Below are 20,665 nucleotides of genomic sequence, written 5' to 3'. Positions count from 1 at the left end.
GCGGTTACCTCCGGCATGATCTTCTCCGTAATCTTCGTCACCAGGTCCGGTGAGATTTCCACATCATACAGTTCCTTGATCTGCTCCGCGATGTCCCGCTGGCTCATTCCGCAGGAATACAATGCCAGAATCTTCTCCTCCATCCCCTCCGCGTTCCTGCTGTATTTCCCGATGATCTTCGGCTCGAAGCTCCCGTTCCGGTCCCGAGGGACCTTGATCTCTACCTCGCCCAACTGGGTCTTCACTGTTTTCTTCGTGTACCCGTTCCGGTAGTTGGGCGCGCTGGTTGTCTCTGCACGCTGGCAACGTTCCCGTCCCAGCTCCTCGTCCATCTCCACTTCCATCACTGTCTGGACGACATCCCGGAACATCTCCTTCATTGCTGTCATGATCTCTGCTGTGCTGGTGAAATGCTGGCTTTGGACGTACTCTTTCAACAATTCCTGCGGTGCTGTAGTCATGCTTCTTCGACTCCTATCTTGAATTGGTTCTTATTTCCATTCTTGACTGAGTCGTTGCTTTTCATACTTGCAGTTTTTGTCGTTTACACAGATTTTTCGGCGGTCTCTCGCTATCTGGGCTGCTATTCGTACCTAACTTGGGTAGACATCATCTAGGGATCCATTTCATTATTCATTGCTCTTTCAATCCATTCCATCGTCCTGCGGATTCCGTCTGCAAAAGATACCTCCGGTGTAAAACCTGTATCTTCCTGCAACTCCCTGATACTGTACATCTCTTTTCTTAAAGAAACGCCCTTAAAAGAGAACTCTCCAAAGACAAGTTCCGTTTTGGGAGCAACCAATGCCGCCAATTCTGTTAAAAATTCTTTCAAGGGTTTCACCGTACCGCTTGCAATCGTATAGCTGCGCCCTGACTTTCCATATTCTCCAATCAGGCGAAACGCTTTTGCCGCATCAGAAATATAAATAAAATCATAATACTGTTTTCCTTCGCTTAGATACTGGTGTTTTCCCGAAAGCAGATTTTGAATCATACTGTTAATCAAGCGCGGCGAGAACTCTCCCGGGCCATAAATATTGGTTATAATCGGCCAGATAAATTCTATTTTATGCTCAGAGGCAACACTACAGCCTATATATTCACAAGCCATCTTAGCCGTCTTATAGATACGATGCTTGTCATACAAATCCCCCGTCCCATCTACCAGAAGTTCAAATTGCGTGATACTTCCTGAACCGATAAATTTTTTGCAGTTCAATTCTGCCGCAGTTACGATCGCATCCATAACCCATTTGATATTCATAATCTGCGTTGTGTAATCGACAAGTGGTTCTCCTAACAATCCATCCCAAGCAAATTGATACCACACATCAAACACCGGAGCCTTAATCCGATTTTTTATTTGCCCTATATCTTTGATATCGCACTCCAGAACCGCCACATCTAATCCTGCTAAACGGCTTTGTTCCATTTTTTCTAAAAAGCCCGGGCGAACAATAACAGTTACTTCTGTATGATTGGCAAGCAGTTCCTTGACTACAGCACTCCCTACAAAACCAGCTCCTCCACATACAATAGCACGTTTCACACAAATCCCCCTGTTCAGGTTATTTCAAAAAATTTCTGAATTTGATGTTTACAAATCGCTGCCTCTGGAACTCCAGCTGTTTGCTGCTTGAAAAAATTCACCACATCATAAATCGCTTCATCACAGTTCATCTGCGGACTCCAGTCTGTGTCGCGCATTGCCCTTGTACTGTCCAAACCTAAAGTCTGCGACTCCTTTACCTCCAGTGCAGCCCCTGGCACATAATCTGCATCGGAAAAATGTTCCTTTATTTTTTCCATCACCCACACAACTTCTCGGATCCCATCCAGCGTGGGGCCGATATTCCAATGACCGGAATAGTGATATGGGTCCTGCATCATCAGACGTCCCAGAGAAAGATAACCATTCAAAGCATCCAGTACTGACTGCCAAGGACGTGTCTGGTACGGATTGCGCAGCTCCACAGACCTTCCGGCTGAAATTGCGTTCAGTATGGCTGGAATCAATCGGGAGGGAACATGGTCACCCCCGCCCAATACATTGCTGGCTCTCGCTGTAGAAATTCCAACCACATGCTCTCCTGCCTGAAGATAAGAACGCTTATAGGCCTCTGCGATATACTCCACACAAGTCTTACTGCTGGAGTATGGATCGTCACCGCCCAATGGGTCAGTTTCCACATAGGCGGCTCCATCACCTTTGTTGAGATAAACCTTGTCCGTTGTCACAATTACCACACTTTTTACGCTGAGACAACAACGAATCGCCTCCAGGAGGTTGACAGTTCCCATAATATTCGTCTCATAAGTATCATGTGGGTTTTCAAAACACTCTCTTGCCGGAACCTGCGCTGCCAAATGAAAAACCAGCTCTGGCTGAACCTCTGCCAGCGCCTGCTTCATGTGTCCGGCATCTCTCACATCACCAATAATATGGTTGAGCAGCCTTTCACCGCCGATCTTCTCAAACAGACATCCAGCTTCAGGTGCTAAAGCATAGCCGGTTGTCTGCGCCCCCAGTTCATGAAGAACTGCTGTCAGCCATGCACCTTTAAAACCTGTATGGCCGGTAATAAAGACACGCTTATTCCGGTAAAAAGAACAGTTCTTGCGGCTTGATTTTTCTCCTATCACAGTTTTATTCACCCTCTGCATCTAAAAACGGAGCTAAATCGTCATAAGCAGCCGCTTTCAAGCTCCCATCTGGCATCACACGGGAAGCAATACGAGGAGCAAGCGGACCAAATTCCTCCAATATAACTTCACAGACTACAGGCCCGTCCATAGAGAGAACCTGTCGTATCTTTGCTGAAATATCATCGCCGTATTCAATCCGAATAGACGGCAAACCATATGCCTCTGCCACACGGCAGAAATCCGGCAGCTCAACACCGCTGTCAGGTCCTACACCCAGAAAACGATCGTGCATATAATTATGCTGGTTATGCCGAATTAACATATATCCATTATTTTTATACACAAACAGCTTTACTGGCAGCTGATAATGCTTCAGCGTAGCAAATTCCTGAATATTCATAGACACACTGCCATCGCCGGACAAGGCAATTACAGGCTCCATTGCACCGATTGAACCGGCCCAAAAGCCCATACATGACAGCCCACCAGATATGAGATACCTTTGGCCCTTTTTTAAATGCCAGGACTGAGACACAACATTGCAAACACTTCCAGTGTCCACTGTGATTACTGTATCCTCCGGAACCTCTTTTGCCAAAAGGCTGGTAAAATAGTAGGAGTTCAGCGGATTTAATTGTTGATATTCCCGAAGAACCACAGGATAATTTTCCCGCATTTCCCGGCAATATCCTGTCCAATCCACATGCTCAGGTGCCGACACATTCTTCATAGCTTTAGCAAAATTCTGCACTGTATTGTGAATTTTATAGTCAACCGGAACATCGGTTTTATCCAATTCCTTCTGATCGACATCCACCTGCACTTTTACTGCATTCCTGGCAAAATCGGCCGGGTCGTAACCAACTGTTGAAACGGAGAGCCTGCACCCTAAAATTAGTAAAAAATCCGCCCGCTGAATGGCAAAATGCGCCGCACGCTGACCATTTGTGCCGGGACGTCCCACATAATAAGGGTCATCTGAACAAATACACTCAATCCCCATCCGGGAGGTGACCACAGGAATGTGCAGCTGATGGCTGATCAATGCAACACTTTCAGAATCAGCACCGCCGCCAGCCAAAATTAAAGGTTTCCCAGCCTGCGCAATCAGCTCGCAAACCTTATCTGTATCAATCTCATCATATTTCTCTGGAACCGCTGCAAATCCTTTCATCTTCTCAGGCACCTGCTTATTTTGAATATCCACCGGAATATCCAGCCACACAGGTCCCTTTCGTCCAGACATAGCCTCATGATAGGCTCGCTCCAAATGATACCGAATATCTGCCGGATTCATGACCGCTGCAAAATATTTTGTAATTGACGAAACAAGCGGTTCCAGATTTAAGCTCTGCGTTCCATGCTGCCGTATCCCGGTACTTTGTTCATAGGCAAGCAATTTTGAGGATGCCTGCCCAGACAGCACCATCACCGCACTGGAATCCAGATATGCCTGCGCTACGCCGGTGATGGCGTTTGTCGCACCTGGCCCAATCGTAACAAGTGCCGCTCCCAAACCACCGCTTACCCGTGCATTTATATCCGCAGACATAACCGCTGCTTGTTCATGGTGATTGCATATCGCTTTGAGTTTTTGATTGCGGCATAATGCATCTGTCAGCCACATTGCCGAACTGCCGGATACCATAAATACAGTATCTACACCTTTTTCTTCCAGAAAGCTAAATATATATTCTGATACTGTCATTATGTTACTCCTTATCTCTCCACCACTGAATTGTCCTTTCCAATCCTTCCCGGAAGGTGGTAGGACACTGATAATGCAGAACAGATTGCATCAATTCTACATTTGCCGAACAGACATGATACTTTGTCATTCGTTCATCAAATTTAAGAAGTTCCGGACAGCCTATTATGTCAGCAACTGTACAAAATACATCTTTCATCATTCTTGGATATCCTGACGCAATATTCATCGGGCCACAATACTCGCTTTCCAGCAGTCTCACTGTGGCTTCAGCAGCATCATCAACATAGATGTAATCCCAAATATTCCACGGCGCTTTGCACTCAAATACCCTACCTGCCAGCATATTTTGAATTGATGCTGAAAGCGCGCTATAGACAGGACGGTTATCATTGGGGCCATATATTGAAAAATATCTTCCAGATACAAACTCAATGTTGTTTCTCTCACAGAAATTAGCTGCAACCTGTTCAAACGCTAATTTACAAGTTCCATATAATGTAGACTTTTCTGCAATATCCCATTCCACCCGGCCAGAGTAGCCACATCCATACTCGGTATGAGAACCTGCTAAAATAAAACGGGACCCACCATGTTGCTGGAAAAGGCGGCATAAATGGGAACTAGCCTCCAACCATTTTAAATTTTCCTCAGAATACCAGAAATCTTTCCCCACCAGTCCCCAAGCTAAATGCAAGATTATATCTGGTCTGGTATCTCTCATCAACTCCTCACGCTCATTTTCATTCAGCAGATTTGCAGTCTTTACATGGATATTTGAGGGGAATTCCACAGGGTGCCTGCCTGAAATAACCGCTGTTGTCACATATTTGTCCAACTTGGCAAGTCGTTCTATCACTGCGCTTCCTAAAAAGCCGCCTGCTCCAGTTACTAAAATTTTCTTCATTTCATCTGTACCTCCTGGTCTTTACTGTGATACAGCCTGTATAATGGTCTCCGACATGTAATCTGCCTCTGCATCTGTAATACCTGGATAGACGCCGACCCAGAAGCTGTCTTGAAGAATTCTGTCTGTATTCTCCAATTCACCGACCACGCGGTAAGTTTTCCCGTCTCCATAAACCTGGTCAAAGCAGGGGTGCTTGAGAAGGTTCCCACTGAACAACATCCGTGTCTGAATCCCTTTTTCCTCAATGTAGCGGACGATCCGCTCTCTGCTGACACCCTCCCGCACCGTCATCAAAAATCCAAACCAGCTTGGGCAGCTGTGAGGCTCTGGCTCTGGAAGAATCAGCTTATCCGCCGTACAATCCAGATTTCGACGCAGCTGATCCCAGTTGTGACGCCTCCGTGCTACAAAATCGGGCAGCTTTTTAAGTTGTTCGCAGCCAATCGCAGCCTGCAAATCTGTTACCTTCAAATTATAGCCGAAGTGGCTGTATACAAACTTGTGATCATAACCTTTGGGGAGTCGGCCAAATTGACCATCGAACCGATGTCCGCACAGGTTGTCCTTACCAGAGGGACACATGCAGTCCCGGCCCCAATCCCGGTAGGATCTGATCAATCGGTGAAGCAGCGGATCATTGGTATAGACGCATCCACCTTCTCCCATAGTCATGTGGTGGGGCGGATAAAAGCTGGAGGTGCCAATATCGCCCACTGTTCCTGTCAGTCGCTCGTCACCATTCAGTTTATAAACACTTCCCAACGCGTCACAGTTATCCTCAATCAGCCAAAGATTATGCCGGTCACAGAACCCTTTCACCTCTGTCAGATCGAAGGGATTTCCCAAAGAATGAGCAATCATGACCGCTTTTGTCTTTCCGCTCAAGGCTTCCTCCAGCTTTGTCACATCAATGTTATACTGCGGAATCGTCACATCTACAAAAACTGGAACCGCTCCATATTGCAGGATGGGCGTCACCGTTGTGGGAAACGCCGCAGCAACGGTAATGACCTCATCTCCCCGGCAAATCTGCCGCTCTCCCAATTCCGGGGCAGTCAGTGCCGAGAAGGCAATCAAATTCGCAGATGACCCGCTGTTCACCAAGCTGGCATACCGAACACCAAGCCATTGAGCAAACTCTGTCTCAAACCGCTCCGCAAAACGGCCTGACGTCAGCCAAAAATCCAACAGAGCATCGGTCAGTCCACACATCTCACTTTCATCAAATACACGCCCTGCATAGGCAATTCGGTCACCAGGCTGAAATCCTTCTGCCTTTTCTATGTATTTATGATAATAAGATGCAACTAAATTTTTGATCTCCTGACGTGCTTTTTTCTCGTTATCCCACATAGGCATCGTCTGATCCTCCAATCCAACTCAATTTTCATGAAAGGCCGCCATAATATTCCATAAACTCATGAAAGCTCGGAAGATTTTGATCCTTCTCTGATAATATAATCTTTTCCCGCCCACCTGCCAGCTCAAGCGGCCACTGAATACCAAGCTCAGGATCATCCCACCGGATTCCACAGTCATATTCTGAATAGAACTTCTCGCTGTATGTACAGATAGTAGAAGATTCTTCCACTGCCAAATACCCCATTGCACATCCGCAAGGAATAAAAAGCTCCATATCCTCCTTAGCTTTTAAATGAAAGCCCAACCATTTTTTAAAAGATGGGCTATTCTTTCTCAAATCAACCACTGCAATCCATATATGACCGGAAACACAGCAGACAAGCTTATCCGCTTGTTTTACGCGCTGAACATGCAAACCACGGATTACACCAGAATGACTTTTCACTACAATCAGTTCCTCCGATAAATCACACCGGCAGCCATTCGTTTCAAAGACTACCTGTGAAAAATTTTTTGTCAATTTACCACGGGTATCCTCAAAACAAAATGGAGTAATCTTTACTAACCCGATAATTTCAGTCTCATGAAAATCGAATTTGTTTATTACTGCCATAAACACGCCTTTCTCTTATTTGAACTGTCAGACAGGCTCTTTACCTGTCAAGCCTCCACCTTACTCCAAGCCGGCGCAAATGTCTCTTCCATTTGCAGGAAGGATCTTTTTTGGTTCCAGTTGCAATGTGAAGATTGGTAACAGCGCCGGCAGGGCTCGTCCATCCGAAACGTGTTGACCTGCGCCCGGTACTGCTGGAAGTGAGTATCATTCCACATATCCTCAAAGGGCCTATTCATATCAAAGGCGAAAAACTGGACCGGTGTAGACATACAGGGCCGCACCATGCCATCAGATCCCAGAAAAAAATCTCTCCAGGTCACAAAGCAATCCCGATGGAGCGCTTCACCCGCCGGGTCCTCCCCCTGTAAATAAGGCAGTTTTAAAGTAACGCCCAATGACTCTCCCAGTTCGGCGGCCTCCTGGAAAACCGCCTCAACCTCCGTGCGGCAATCCCACAAGCTCTCCTGACTCAGAATGCTGTCAAAGGCAGTCAGGTATACCACTTTTACCTCTTCTAACCCAATATCTGCGGCAAGGTGAACCAAGTCAGGCAGTTCATGCAAATTAGATTTCATGGCACAGAAAACGAAATTAACATACGGATAAGATAGTCCTGAAGTGCGCTGGCGCTGCTTGATCCTCCGAAGTGACTCTACAATTTTATTCAGGTCAGATCCCCTTCGGATACGGGCATTTGTTTCGGCCTTAGCCCCATCTACACTCACAGCAAAAACGTCAACTTGATTGTCAAAAATCGCATTTTCCAACTGACTGAGCTGCATTCCATTGGTGCAAAAATATATCCTGGCATCGTGCTGGTGAATCAGTTCAAGCATCTGGACAAAATCCTTGTGAATCGTAGGCTCTCCCCATCCCATCAGGGTCACCTCTTCCACCGTATCCAGTATAGGTTCAAAATATCGCAGCCAATCCAGTTGAAATACCGTCGGCTGAAACGTTGCCGCATTACGGCCGCACATCATACAATTGAGATTACAAGCGTTGGTCAATTCCAGTACCAGCCTGCGAGGCATGGAGCGCAATACAGTATGCCCCGCCTGAAGTTCTTCCAAATTTAGGCGGGAGTTTTCCCTCTGTTTGGCGCTCAAGGGCCGCCCATGGAATAAATCTTTCGTTTTCGCCCGTATAATCATTGATATCCGCCTTTCTTATGCCCATACCTTCCAGGGAGCCTGACCAGAAGCCCACATTTTTTCCAACTGGTCCTTTTCCCGAACAGTATCCATACATTTCCAAAATCCATCATGCCTATAGGCCATCAACTGTCCAAGCTTTGATACTCTTTCCAACGGAGCCTTTTCCAGAATAGAATCGTCTCCGTCAATGTAACCGATAAACTCTGGCTGGCAAACCATGTAACCAATATTGATTAGATTTCCATCTCCCTGTGCCTTCTCACGAAATTCACGGACACTTCCATCTTCAGCAATACCCAGTATGCCAAAACGCTGTCCAGCATTATAGGAAGAAATTGTAACCAGCTTCCCATGAGATTGGTGGAATTCTACCAACTCTGCAATGTTTACATTTGATACACCATCACCATAGGTCAGCATAAATGGCTCGTCCTCAATATATTCCCGCACCCGCTTTATCCGGCCGCCAGTCATAGTTTGCAACCCAGTATCCACCACCGTCACCTTCCACGGTTCAGAGACATTGTGATGAACAATCATTTCATTTTTCCCACTTGCAAAGTCAAAGGTAATGTCTGAGGTATGGAGAAAATAGTCTGAAAAGTACTCCTTAATGACATGCTGCTTGTAGCCTGCACAGATAATAAACTCATAAAAGCCATAGTGACTGTAAAGCTTCATAATGTGCCACAAAATTGGCATTCCTCCAAGCTCTATCATGGGCTTTGGCTTGAATTGAGACTCCTCTGATATTCTCGTCCCGAATCCGCCAGCTAAAATTACTACCTTCAAGCCGCAAATCAACTCCTTTTCTCTAAAAACTCCTTTACCCAACCACATAGGTCCTTCTCAATTCCTTCAAAATCTATCTGCCCAAAAGGAGTCCCTTTGTCAAAATGGTATTTTGCTACCTGGGCCTGCAAAGAAGATAAAAGGTTTTCTTCTGGAGTGCATAATTTTTGTCTCCGCTTGCAAACCAGCCAATTGAACGCGGTCCTGTTCATCTTTTCAACAAAAGGCAAAATATCTTTTACCCCTAGTTCCTCTATAAGCTGATAATAATTTTTATAATGCAAGGTACAAATGTTTATCCAACTGTACATTTTCTTAAAATCATCGGAATATTCCGGAAGCTTATAATACAGGGAAAGCAGGTCATAATATGTATTCATGCGGTTTGAAAAAATCTCCAGCAGATCTTTTTCGGAAAGCTGACCCTTTACTAGTTTTACTGCATCCACTGATTGGAGAGACCTGCTCTCTGGAGTTTCTGATTTGCGAATTACCCCTTCCCTTCCCCAATCGTCACTCTGTGCTCTTTCTTCCCCAAAATGCCACAGCACAATATTTGAATCTACAACTTTAAACTGAAGAGCCAAAATCACCCCCAATGCGCAATGTGTGTAGATTCTATAGTAGAAATTATTTTCGATCTCCTTCGCGCTTCGGAACAGATCCCGTTCTTTTATGCTATCTAAGTTAAAACAGCAACCAGTCACATAGTTCATGTAGTATGCTCTGATCACCGCATCCGGGCCAGGCTCAAATACCTTTTCCTTATGGACTGCCCATTCTTCAGTTCCGCTGCCGCTGAATATACAAGCGCCAACACCTTCCCGATGATTGCTCAGCCAGTTCAGCGCTGTTCCAATATTCTCTGGAATGATTGAATCTTCATCACTAATAAATAAGACAAATTTTCCCTTTGCCTTTTGAAGGCAATTTAAAATGTTGTTTTGATAGCCTCTGTTTTGTGGAGATCTGTAATACCGAAGGCGCGAATCTTTCATATTTTCAATTTCCTTATACTCCTGTGCCCCTTCTGTTGAACCATTGTCACACACAATAAATTCGATCTCCGCATCATAGTCAGAAGTTAACGCAGTTTTTATCGACTTTAATGCAAGTTTTCCTCTATTATAGGTGGGAATACATATTGATAAAAACTCATTGTTGGAAGGAACTCCACTTTGGATTCTCGCATCATGGATATCCTCAAAAATTTTCTGATACTTTTCCGGTTCCAAAGCAACTATCCTTTTTGGTAAATAGGCATCATGATCTTCCAAAAAGTATTGGCGCATTTCTTCCGTTGTACCAAAAAATTTGATATTTGCAGGAAAGATCGATAGGAACTCTTTTATTTTAAAGAAAGAAGCGAATTTATTGACCTCTTGATTAAAAACAAAATATACATATGACCATTTCTTTTCCAATATAGCGGGAAGTACTTTACGCACATCCCATTCATCAGCAATCAAAATGCTGGAAATTGTCTCCTCACCGCATTTATTTTCCTCAAATGGACTAGGCGTAAATGTACCCAGAATTTTTCTGATTTCTTTGTCTATAATCAAATATTCCCCATCCACCACAGGAACAAAATCCAAAGTACAACTTTCAAATTCTACTGTGCTCCAAATACAACAATTTTCCAAATAGTTTTTTCTAAATACTACTTCATTTGGCTGCACATACCGCATATATAATCTATTAATCGCATCCGGAGAATCACATGCTAGTTTACTGATACGTTTCATATATAATACATCCTCTCGAGCAGTTATCACTCAGTGAGAATCTCTCACTGAGTGCACGGAAGGAGCCTTCCGTGCCAATCGTATTTTTATCTAAAAATACTACAGATTTCAACCGCTATCCGTTCAGCGCCCCTTCCATCGACCGCCTTTTGCATTTGCTCTGACATATGTTGACGCGATGCAAAGTTGTTTGCCAGTGTATTCAGCGATTCAAAAAAGTGCCTTGGAAAATGTACATTTTTCCGTATATCACCAGCACAAGGCATCAATCCCGCTCTTTGAAATGCCTCTGCCCCTTGAATCTGGTTGTCAGCCAAGATATATGTCACCGTTGGTAATCCACAGGCACACAACTCATAAAGGGTAGTTCCTGCCGCAGAGATTGCTATGTCACATTGCAGCATCAGGGAACACATATCTGTTACTTGACGGTGCAGCCTGACAAGCGGAAGTTCCTCTGCAATTATTTCCAGCTCTGCCACATCCTGATTCATGGCTCCAAGTACAAAGTGAAATACCATATTTCCCTGTGGTGGATGTTCTCGCAGGTATTCTGCACAGCGCAAGGCCACATGATATTGATCTGTACCACCGGTGGAAATCAACACATTCTCTGCCCGCTCCCGGACAACACGCCGTTCCAATCCCTGAAACTCCTTACGCAGAGGAGCATACCGGGGACCGAGAAAATATCTTTTATTTTGCGGATATGGAAGCTCCGGTCCATAAATATTGTAGTTCACAACAGCATCCGCCGGATAATCAAATGCGTCCATATCATCAATATAGAGAAGCGGCGCAATATTTTTAATTGCCTCCATGTACTTTGGCGCGACAAAGTAGCTGTCCAATATCACCAGCTCAGGCCGGTCCCGCTCTAAAAGCGGCAGGAAAACAGAAAGCTCCTCCTCCATTTGGTCATAGGCTGTTCCCAACACCGTACATAAATAGCCACGTGCTTGGATTAAGTTCTGAACATATGGTTCCGCTGTAACAAATGCAGCTTTTATATCCTGCTCCCGAAGGGCATCCGCCAGTGAGAGACAGCGCATGATATGGCCTGTCCCAATAAATGGATTGCCATCAGCACGAACAAAAATCATAACTAAACCGCCGTTTGTTTTTTCACAAGTTTTCGATATTCTTCAACTGACATATCATAAGAAACAATCATCCGATGTAAATGTTCTCCATCTTTTAATGAATGATAGCTTCCTTCTCCTATAGCTGTTTTTCGCATCTGAGGCCAATTTTGGTACCACTGAAACGCATCTTGAAATTGTTCTCGAGCCGCTCTGTCTAATGTATCGTAGCTTGTTTTCAGCGTATCTTCTGAAGATAAAGGAACCAGCCTTTGAGCAATGATGTCGCCTTTATCCAATCCCGACGATACGTAATGCAAAGTTACACCTCTTGGACAATCACTTACAATACTCCACAAATTCGGATCTGCGCCACGGTTCCACGGTAAAAACGAATTGTGAAGATTTACTACATTAAAATGGAATATTTGCAGCAGTTCCTCTGGAATAAGGTATCGGTAAGTATAGCTAACTACAAGATCAAAGTTATGCATATGGCTTACCCGCAATCACACCCCTCGGGGGGTAAGTGCCCTGCAAAAAACACTACTGTCCTGCTCTAACTCTATGTCAATTTGTCGAAACCCATTTAAAAGCAGAACCTTTTTCGACGCCTCATTATCTTGTTTCGTGCTTGCACAAAGCTGTGATACATTCAGCTTTCTTTCTGCATAGTTTACTGACATACCAATCAACTTATTACCCAACCCCAAACCTTGATAGTTATCATCAATACTATATGATATTTTTGCCTGTACACCTTGACATTCAAAACGAACAATACCAACAGGACGCTTGCCTAAATATAAAATCAAAACTTTTATGTTCGGATTTTTTAAAACGGAATAAAACCAGCTATGGTGTTCCTCCGGTGTAATTTCGTGAGTTGTAAATGACTGCCGCCGAACTTTTTTTTCATTTCGCCATGATAAAATTTGCTGCTCATCATCCGCGCACGCTTCTATTAAGAACAATTTACAAGTCCAATCACAGCATCCTTGTATCGGTTTGCCGCCAAATCCATCTAAATCCAAAATAAAACCTCATTTCGAATCTGAATTTAATGGACTTCCCCTTAAAACATCTTTAGAAGTCCGCTGGTCTAGCAAGTTAAAATAATATTTGGGCTTAGCTCCATATCCAGGCCGGATACATCTAATATTTTCTGCTGTAAATTGCTCTCCTTTTTGAATATCCTTCACAGCAAAAATCGACCTGCGAAACACAGTGGACGCTCTTTCCGATTCTGTCAGCTCATAGCTTACTCGGCCCCGAATTTGAACAGCGTCTTGCACATCCCGCACCATCTCCGCAAACTCCTGCGGCTCCATAGAAAATTCACTGTCCGGATTCTTGATAGCTCGGCTGAGGCAGAAATGCTTTTCTATCACCTGTGCCCCCAAGGAAACACCCACCACAGCGCCGATGGAACCCATGGAGTGATCGGACAATCCTACCGGCACTCCGAATCGCTCCTGCATATCCGTGATGGTAGCAAGGTTCATATCTCTGTAGTTAGCCGGATACTCACTACAGCATTTCAGCAATACAACCCGATCATTCCCCTGCCGTTTACAAGCGTCCAGTGCATCTTGGATTTCCTCAATGCTTCCCATTCCGCAGCTGATAATCATCGGTTTACCTTTGGAAGCGGCGTATTCAATTAAAGGTATGTCTACCAATTCAAAACTAGCAATTTTATAAGCTTCACAGCCGATTCCTTCTAAAAAATCAACGGCAGTCCAGTCAAACGGCGTCGAGAGAAAGTCCACACCGCAGAGCTCACACTCCTGCTTGATGCGTCCCTGCCACTCCCACGGGGTACCGGCCTCTTTGTACAGGTCATATAGCTTATAGCCGTCCCAAAGTCCACCTTTGATCCGAAAATATTCGTTGTCGCAGTCTATCGTCATCGTATCTGCCGTATAAGTCTGGATTTTTACACAGTCCGCACCAGCTTTAGCTGCCTGACGCACAATCTCCAGGGCATTCTCCAACTTCCCCGCATGATTGGCGCTCATTTCTGCAATTACATAGACCTGATTCGCCGCCAGCTTCTCCCATAACCTAAACATGCTCCGCCTCCGTTTAATTTCGGAAATATTCCACCAGCTTTTTCACTGCCCGGATTACGTCATCTTGATCCTCATCTGTCATACCATAGAATAGAGGTAACGTCATGCTGCTCTCGTAATAAGCTTCCGCATTGGAGCAGAGCCCCTTTCGATAGCCAAGCGACTGATAATATGGGAACCAATATACCGGGATATAGTGCACGTTGACCCCGATATTTTCCGCCTGCATGGCGTCATAGAACTCTTTCCGTCCACAATTGAGGCGGTCAAGCTTCAGGCGAAGAATGTACAGATGCCGCACTGTATCGGAGCCTTCCACTTCTGTCTGAACAATCACCTCTGGAATTTCTTTGAATGCCTCATCATACCGCCGAACCAATTCCTTCCGCCGGGCAGCAAAACGGTCCAGCTTTTTTAGCTGGCTCAGGGCCAAAGCGCACTGTATATCTGTCATACGGTAGTTGTACCCCAACATTTGCTGCTCATAGTACCAGTTGGAATTCCCCTGCGCCTGCAAAAGCGCAGGGTCCCGTGTGATACCGTGCCTGGCAAATAACTCCACCCGCTTCGCCAGCGTGTCATCGTTTGTCAGAACTGCGCCTCCTTCCCCTGCCGTAATAGTCTTTACAGGGTGAAAGCTGAAGGTGGTCAAATCAGCAATACTCCCCACTGGTGTCCCTCGATAGGCAGTTCCTATGGAGTGGGCAGCGTCTTCAATCAGCAGCAGGCGGTGCTTTTCACAGACAGCGCGGATTCCATTGTAATCACAGGGGGCTCCGGTAAAATCCACCGCGATAATAGCCTTAGTCCGTTCCGTGACACACCGCTCAATAGTCTCAGGGTTGATTGTATAGGTCTTCGAATCAACATCCGCAAATACAGGAGTTCCGCCACAATATAAAATTGCGTTGGATGATGCCGCAAAGGTAATCGGCGTAGTGATTACTTCATCACCTGGACCGATCCCGGCGGCAAGACAGGCCACATGCAGTGCAGCGGTGCCATTAGATACCGCTGTACAATGCGCAGCGCCAGTCAAGCTACACAGCGCAGTCTCCAATTCTGACACTTTGGGACCACAGGTCAGGAAATCGCTTTTTAAGACCTCCGTAACCGCTTGGATATCGTCTCTATCTATGTATTGGTGCCCATAGGAAAGCCGCGCTGCACGGACCGGTTTCCCACCATATAACGCTAAATTTGACATGGTCTACATACTTCCTTTTTACTAATTCAAACGCTGAAATCCAGTGTGGCAAACCGGTCCATCCAAATGGTCAGCAATATTTTCTCCCTTATCAAGTATAGCAGCAATCTTCTGAAACACTTGACCGCAGGCAGAAAGGTAGCTGTCCACTATCTGTTCTGTGTGAGCATAGGAAGCATAAAAACCAGTATAGGCCAGATAGCCACTATTTAGCATCTCTTGAGTAAAGTATGTCTTACATGCCAAGGGTTGATTGTTTTCAAAGTCAAAATGGCTCAGCGGATAAATCCCGCCTGTGTGAATCTGTAACCCAACCACCTCAGCTTGACGCACCCATCCTTCCTGAATCAGCTTTCCCATAGACATGAGATGCTCCGCAACATTATGAACGCGATATTCCTGTATCGCTTTGACCGCCGCTGCCAACGCCACCCGTTCTGTCCAGAAAGTACTGCTGATAAACGTGTCCTGTGCGGCCGACATAATCTCCCTTCTGCCAATAATTGCTGCAACAGGGTAACCATTGGTCATGGCTTTGGCGAAAACAGCAATATCGGGCTCTACCCCCAATACCAAATGACTCCCACCACAGCACATCCGGAACCCGGAGGATATTTCATCAAAAATGAGGGGGATACCCTCTTCGGCTGTTATCCTGCGAATCTCTGTCAAAAATCCATCCTGGGGATAGTCATTCCGAATGGGCTCCATAATCACTGCGGCAATTTGCCCTTTGTTCTCCTCCGTCAACTGCTGAAATTCATCCAAACGATTATAGTGGAAAATCAAATTACTGCCAGCAAGCTCTCTGGAAACGCCAGCCGGCTCCAGCCCTTTCAAGTGCACTCCGGCCAAGGGATCGCCCTTGACCAGATTTGCGGCAAGATACCAGTCATGCCACCCATGATAGCCGCAGACAAGTACAATGTCCTTTTGTGTATAGGCCCGAGCAATTCGTACCGCAACTGACATCGCCTCACCTCCTGCCTTGGCATAGCGTACCATATCCGCCCAAGGGTGCAGTTCCAGCAATGATTCTGCAAGCTCTACCTCCTCAGGCGCATTCAGGGTACACATCCCACTGGAGGAAATCGCCTGCTTTGCCGCCTCATCCACCGGCTCATAGGCATAACCGAGCACATTGGCCCCAACGCCCATCAAACTCATGTCATAGTAATGATTGCCATCCAGATCCCAGACCTCACAGCCCTTTGCCCTACTGTAGTAGGCAGGCCACCGCTCCGGAAGAAACATCTCCGGGCGCTTGCTGAGCAACTGTGTACCGCCAGGTATGATCTCCTTGGCCCGCTTATATAAATGTTGTCCCTTTGACATCATAATCCCCCCTACTTTTAAAGCTGTTCCATAATTTTGTCCTCACGAAAAGATTTTTCAAGCCCTTCATTCCGGGCATATTTAGCATTGATCTTACTCAACTCCGGATGTTCGTTGATAAACTCCAGAATATCCTGGGTCAAAAAGTCTTCCTGTCCCATAGAAAGGAAATGGTCATATATTGTTTTAATAAAAACAAAGTCCTCTTGCTCATCCAAAGTCCAGCGCAAATAACCAAAATCTCCAAATGGGCAGACAAAATTTTTGTGTTGAAATTTCTCCGGACGCTTACGGATATACTGCGTCACATGCTCCCGCTCTGAGGCCAAGTTTGCCTTTTGCCAGGCAAGCTTCAACGCACTAAACTTCACAATTTCAATATCTAGGCCATCTGGCAGGGTCTCACCAAAATCAGAGAGATAGTCCGTCTCGAGAGGCATAGACTCTATCGCCTGATCTAATATGCTCCAGTCATAGCAAGGGCAATCCGCTGTAACCCTCACCACATAATCCGGCTTGATCAGCTTTGCCATCTGATAATACCGGTCCAGTACATCATCCTCCGCCCCCGCAAAAACCTGTACGCCTAAATCAGCACACAGACGCAGAACAGGCAGATTATTCTTATCTATGGAAGTAACAACAATAACTTCATCAATATATTTACTCCGCTGCACCCGCTCAATTACCCACTGGAGTACCGTTTTCCCTCCTATGTTCATCAGAATTTTTCCTGGCAAGCGTGAGGATCCACACCGGGCTTGTAGCATTGCGGCATATTTCATATTTTATCCTTCTTTGACAAATTGGTATATATCTTCTATATGCTCCTTAAGAATTCAGCGATAGTTCTAGCTCCTCTTGTATGATCACCGTGAATATTTCTTTCAAAATAGGCGTCCCCTTCACTTTCCAGCAAAAATGCTCTTTGAATCCATGGTTATTAACTCCTTTTCCATAAACTTGGCATTACAATTTCTGCCTCTACATTAGCAAAGCCTGATTTCAAAACTTCTACTACATCAGAAGATAAATCCTTGGAAAACATCATGATGTCTTCCTTCAACTGCTCTATATTTCTCACCCCAAACACTAAGTGGGTAACAGCCTTTTGCTGCTTTACAAACCCTACGGCCAGCTGTGTCCTGGTAAGGCCAGTTTTCCGGCATACCTCACCTACCGCTTGAAGAATTGGTGCTGCTTTCTCCCGCAAAAACAGTGGAACCTCTTCTGGCTCCATCATTACCAGGCCTTGAACAAAAGCACTGCGGGTATGCAATGGGAACCCCTTCGTTTCAGCCAACTCAAAAACTCCGTCATGCAGCATACGCTGGTCCAAAACACTAAAAGGCAGCTGCAAAAAATCCAAATTATCTCGGGAGATTCCTTTTTTTGCTTCATCGATCTCATAGACTGAAACTCCAATTTTTTTGACATACCCCTCTTTTTTCAGCTTCAACAGTGCATCAATGATCGTATCGTTATATACATAACGCGCGCTGTGAAGCAGGTAACCGTCTAAATAGTCGGTATGCAGTTTTTGCAAGGATTCCTCCAAATTGGCCTTCATGACCTGGTAATACTGCTCTGCCAGAACATCATCTAAAAGATTCGGACGAAATTTCGAGATGATATGTATCCTCTGTCGCATTCCTTGGTTCTTCTTTAGATAAGTACCTACTACATCTTCCGCTTCACCATAGGCATTGGCGGTGTCAATTGTACGGACGCCATGATGTATTGCATAATCTATCATATCTAAGGCATCGGAAAGAGAAGGCTTTCTTTTCCCTCGGATACCATAGTCCATGCCAAATTGAACTGTACCAAGACATAGTTCCATCTGCTTCACCTCTCATACCGCATATTGATGTCTTTTCATAACGAGTCAAATAAATCCTGAAAAAGATTATACCTCAACGATTTGCACGACAGTTTAAACATGGCTTTTTCAAATCCTGCCTGATAAAACTTTCCCTGAGTTCCTTCATCATTCTTGAATTCCAGGCATCTAAAATAGAAATGTCCTTTAGATTCCCTACCTTGAAGTAATGATTATACCCAAAGGAACAACACCCAAATATATCTCCATTATAATCTATAACTAATCTCTGGAAGGGATCAGGACAGTGATATTCTTTATATTCTCTGTCTTTCAGATATGTAGTATTGGAGAAATCGATATAGTCTTGAAAATCTACCATATCCGCGACTTTGGCCCATTTATTTAAAAATATTTCTTCGTCCATTAAATTATCTTGCTGTCTGCAAAAACTAACTCTAAGAAATGGTCTTTCACTTCCCATTTCAGTTCTGGCATCTAAAAAGTCAGCAATATTGCGTTCCAACATTTCCAGGCTGCCGCCCCGTATTTTTTTATAGGTTTCACTTGTGGCTGCATCAATTGATACTTCGAGTCTGTCCAGACCAAAATCTATCAAAAATTTTGACAGTTCTTTATTTAAAAGAGTCCCATTTGTAATCAGAAAGAAATCTACTGGATCGATCATACGAATTCTGCGTACGATTTCTTTGAGCTCTGGATGTAAAAGACATTCAGATTCCTGACCAATCAAAATTGCGGGCAAATGAAAATCTTTACATTGCGCAACGATGGTATCAACCATTTCCAATGGCATATTGATATGCTTGCTGTTCAAAGTTTCATCAAAACTTCTTGCACACATTTTGCAACGCATGTTGCAGTCAGAATTTATTGCCAGTTCAATGAAAAGAGGATATTCTGACGCTTCCTCACACTTGCATGTCTGATCCCATGCATTTCGATAATCTATAAAACGCTGGCCATGAATTCTTTTTAATTTCTCAAGCATATTCGATACATCATATCTTGTAACATGTCCTCGATTTTCTGCTTCTACATCGGTGACACCTCTATTAACCGAAATGTCATCGAGCACCCCCCCCCCGCATATTTTATCCATATTTTTGCTCATTTTTTCACTTTTTCCTTTCTTTTTTAAACTTTTTTGCAATTTTCTCATAAGTCAGCAATCAGAGCTCAAAAACCTTTTGCAACAGTTCCTGTAAATCATCTACAGACAACCACTGACTGTTTGTACCAGAAGAATATTCAAATCCACGCATCACCGGTCTTCCCCCTGGCACAGCATTCTTTTCTGTCCACCAAGACATGTGAGGATAAATAACAAAATGCTTACTGTACTCATAAGTATGTAAAGAATCTTCTTTAGTAATCATCACCTCATGGAGCTTCTCACCTTCACGAATACCAACTTCTTTCATTGTGCAGCCCGGTAGAATTGCCTTAGCCAAATCCGTAATTTTAAAGGAAGGAATTTTGGCAATAAAGGTCTCTCCACCTTTGGATTCCGCCAGTGCTTTAATAACCAACTCTACGCCCTGCTCCAGGCTGATCCAAAAGCGCGTCATTTCCAAGTCCGTAATAGGCAGCTCTGTCTCTCCGGCCTCCACCAAGCTGTGGAAAAACGGGATGACTGAGCCCCGGCTGCCTGCTACATTTCCATAACGGACAATGGCAAACCGAGTATCTTTAAAGCCAGAATATGCGTTAGCCGCTATAAATAGCTTGTCCGACACCAGCTTCGTTCCACCATACAGATTAACAGGGTTTACCGCTTTATCTGTAGACAGCGCAACAACCCGCTTAACACTTGTATCCAAAGCCGCTTCAATTACATTCATCGCACCATGGATATTGGTTTTAATGGCCTCGTTGGGGTTATACTCGCAGGCTGGAACCTGTTTCAGCGCCGCAGCGTGGATGACATAGTCCACCCCTTCAAAGGCCCGTCTCATTCTGGCTTCATCACGCACATCACCGATAAAATAACGCATAATTGAATCGTACTCCATCAAGCGGTTGCGCATTTGAAACTGTTTGAACTCATCTCGAGAGTAAATAATAATTTTTTTAGGTTTATAGTGCTGCAAAACATAGCTTGTAAAGTGGTTCCCAAAAGAGCCAGTCCCGCCTGTAATTAGAATTGTTTTATCATTCAGCATTATAATCCCCCCTTAT

General features: G+C 44.8%; 20 protein-coding genes. All 20 read right to left on the bottom strand.

All coding sequences use genetic code 11. The features are described from left to right. Nucleotides 1-461 (bottom strand): transposase (locus NFS22_RS03755; protein WP_251316423.1); only part of this gene is annotated, 461 nt, incomplete at its 3' end. A 152-nt stretch (nt 462-613) separates the two neighbouring features. Next, nucleotides 614-1,552, bottom strand: coding sequence for an NAD-dependent epimerase/dehydratase family protein (locus tag NFS22_RS03750; RefSeq protein WP_251316422.1), 939 nt, complete (start codon nt 1,550-1,552; stop codon nt 614-616). A 14-nt stretch (nt 1,553-1,566) separates the two neighbouring features. Next, nucleotides 1,567-2,646 (bottom strand): CDP-glucose 4,6-dehydratase, encoded by a 1,080-nt coding sequence (gene rfbG / locus NFS22_RS03745; protein ID WP_251316421.1) that lies wholly within the window; start codon nt 2,644-2,646, stop codon nt 1,567-1,569. A gap of 4 nt (nt 2,647-2,650) precedes the next feature. Further along, nucleotides 2,651-4,357 carry a thiamine pyrophosphate-binding protein gene (locus tag NFS22_RS03740; protein WP_251316420.1) on the bottom strand — a complete coding sequence of 569 codons (1,707 nt, stop codon included), beginning with the start codon at nt 4,355-4,357 and terminating at the stop codon, nt 2,651-2,653. Between the two features lie 4 nt (nt 4,358-4,361). After that, complete coding sequence (locus NFS22_RS03735; RefSeq protein ID WP_251316419.1) at nt 4,362-5,264, bottom strand: NAD-dependent epimerase/dehydratase family protein; 903 nt, start codon at nt 5,262-5,264, stop codon at nt 4,362-4,364. A 21-nt stretch (nt 5,265-5,285) separates the two neighbouring features. Further along, nucleotides 5,286-6,620 carry a lipopolysaccharide biosynthesis protein RfbH gene (gene rfbH / locus NFS22_RS03730; protein ID WP_251316436.1) on the bottom strand — a complete coding sequence of 445 codons (1,335 nt, stop codon included), beginning with the start codon at nt 6,618-6,620 and terminating at the stop codon, nt 5,286-5,288. A gap of 34 nt (nt 6,621-6,654) precedes the next feature. Continuing rightward, the gene (locus tag NFS22_RS03725) at nt 6,655-7,242 is read right to left on the bottom strand and encodes a dTDP-4-dehydrorhamnose 3,5-epimerase family protein (RefSeq protein ID WP_251316418.1); all 588 of its coding nucleotides are present in this window, start codon (nt 7,240-7,242) and stop codon (nt 6,655-6,657) included. A gap of 47 nt (nt 7,243-7,289) precedes the next feature. Further along, on the bottom strand, nt 7,290-8,399 hold the full coding sequence (locus tag NFS22_RS03720; RefSeq protein WP_251316417.1) for a radical SAM protein: 1,110 nt from the start codon (nt 8,397-8,399) through the stop codon (nt 7,290-7,292). 15 nt (nt 8,400-8,414) lie between these two features. Beyond that, nucleotides 8,415-9,194 carry a glucose-1-phosphate cytidylyltransferase gene (gene rfbF / locus NFS22_RS03715; protein ID WP_251316416.1) on the bottom strand — a complete coding sequence of 260 codons (780 nt, stop codon included), beginning with the start codon at nt 9,192-9,194 and terminating at the stop codon, nt 8,415-8,417. An 8-nt stretch (nt 9,195-9,202) separates the two neighbouring features. After that, nucleotides 9,203-10,942 (bottom strand): glycosyltransferase family 2 protein, encoded by a 1,740-nt coding sequence (locus NFS22_RS03710; RefSeq protein ID WP_251316415.1) that lies wholly within the window; start codon nt 10,940-10,942, stop codon nt 9,203-9,205. 86 nt (nt 10,943-11,028) lie between these two features. Beyond that, nucleotides 11,029-12,045, bottom strand: coding sequence for a UDP-2,4-diacetamido-2,4,6-trideoxy-beta-L-altropyranose hydrolase (pseG, locus tag NFS22_RS03705; protein ID WP_251316414.1), 1,017 nt, complete (start codon nt 12,043-12,045; stop codon nt 11,029-11,031). Between the two features lie 2 nt (nt 12,046-12,047). After that, on the bottom strand, nt 12,048-12,518 hold the full coding sequence (locus tag NFS22_RS03700) for a formyltransferase family protein (RefSeq protein WP_251316413.1): 471 nt from the start codon (nt 12,516-12,518) through the stop codon (nt 12,048-12,050). A 15-nt stretch (nt 12,519-12,533) separates the two neighbouring features. Further along, nucleotides 12,534-13,058: a GNAT family N-acetyltransferase gene (locus tag NFS22_RS03695; RefSeq protein ID WP_251316412.1), complete on the bottom strand. Its 525-nt coding sequence runs from the start codon at nt 13,056-13,058 to the stop codon at nt 12,534-12,536. A gap of 9 nt (nt 13,059-13,067) precedes the next feature. Then, nucleotides 13,068-14,099 carry a pseudaminic acid synthase gene (gene pseI / locus NFS22_RS03690; RefSeq protein ID WP_251316411.1) on the bottom strand — a complete coding sequence of 344 codons (1,032 nt, stop codon included), beginning with the start codon at nt 14,097-14,099 and terminating at the stop codon, nt 13,068-13,070. Nucleotides 14,100-14,112: 13 nt separating this feature from the next. Then, the gene (pseC, locus tag NFS22_RS03685; RefSeq protein ID WP_251316410.1) at nt 14,113-15,306 is read right to left on the bottom strand and encodes a UDP-4-amino-4,6-dideoxy-N-acetyl-beta-L-altrosamine transaminase; all 1,194 of its coding nucleotides are present in this window, start codon (nt 15,304-15,306) and stop codon (nt 14,113-14,115) included. 21 nt (nt 15,307-15,327) lie between these two features. Next, the gene (locus NFS22_RS03680) at nt 15,328-16,641 is read right to left on the bottom strand and encodes an aminotransferase class III-fold pyridoxal phosphate-dependent enzyme (RefSeq protein ID WP_251316409.1); all 1,314 of its coding nucleotides are present in this window, start codon (nt 16,639-16,641) and stop codon (nt 15,328-15,330) included. A 17-nt stretch (nt 16,642-16,658) separates the two neighbouring features. Beyond that, nucleotides 16,659-17,426 carry a cytidylyltransferase domain-containing protein gene (locus NFS22_RS03675; RefSeq protein ID WP_251316408.1) on the bottom strand — a complete coding sequence of 256 codons (768 nt, stop codon included), beginning with the start codon at nt 17,424-17,426 and terminating at the stop codon, nt 16,659-16,661. A gap of 158 nt (nt 17,427-17,584) precedes the next feature. Next, entirely contained in the window at nt 17,585-18,484 is a 900-nt protein-coding gene (locus tag NFS22_RS03670; protein WP_251316435.1) for an aldo/keto reductase, read from the bottom strand. A gap of 73 nt (nt 18,485-18,557) precedes the next feature. Continuing rightward, nucleotides 18,558-19,646: a radical SAM/SPASM domain-containing protein gene (locus tag NFS22_RS03665; protein WP_251316407.1), complete on the bottom strand. Its 1,089-nt coding sequence runs from the start codon at nt 19,644-19,646 to the stop codon at nt 18,558-18,560. Between the two features lie 10 nt (nt 19,647-19,656). Continuing rightward, nucleotides 19,657-20,649, bottom strand: coding sequence for a UDP-N-acetylglucosamine 4,6-dehydratase (inverting) (pseB, locus tag NFS22_RS03660; RefSeq protein WP_251316406.1), 993 nt, complete (start codon nt 20,647-20,649; stop codon nt 19,657-19,659). Nucleotides 20,650-20,665 lie beyond the last annotated feature (16 nt).

It is taken from the genome of Flintibacter muris, from assembly GCF_943192995.1.
Taxonomy (GTDB): Bacteria; Bacillota; Clostridia; order Oscillospirales; family Oscillospiraceae; genus Lawsonibacter; species Lawsonibacter muris.
Note: the sequence above shows the minus strand (reverse complement) of the source record. Positions and strands in the feature narration are given on the sequence as shown.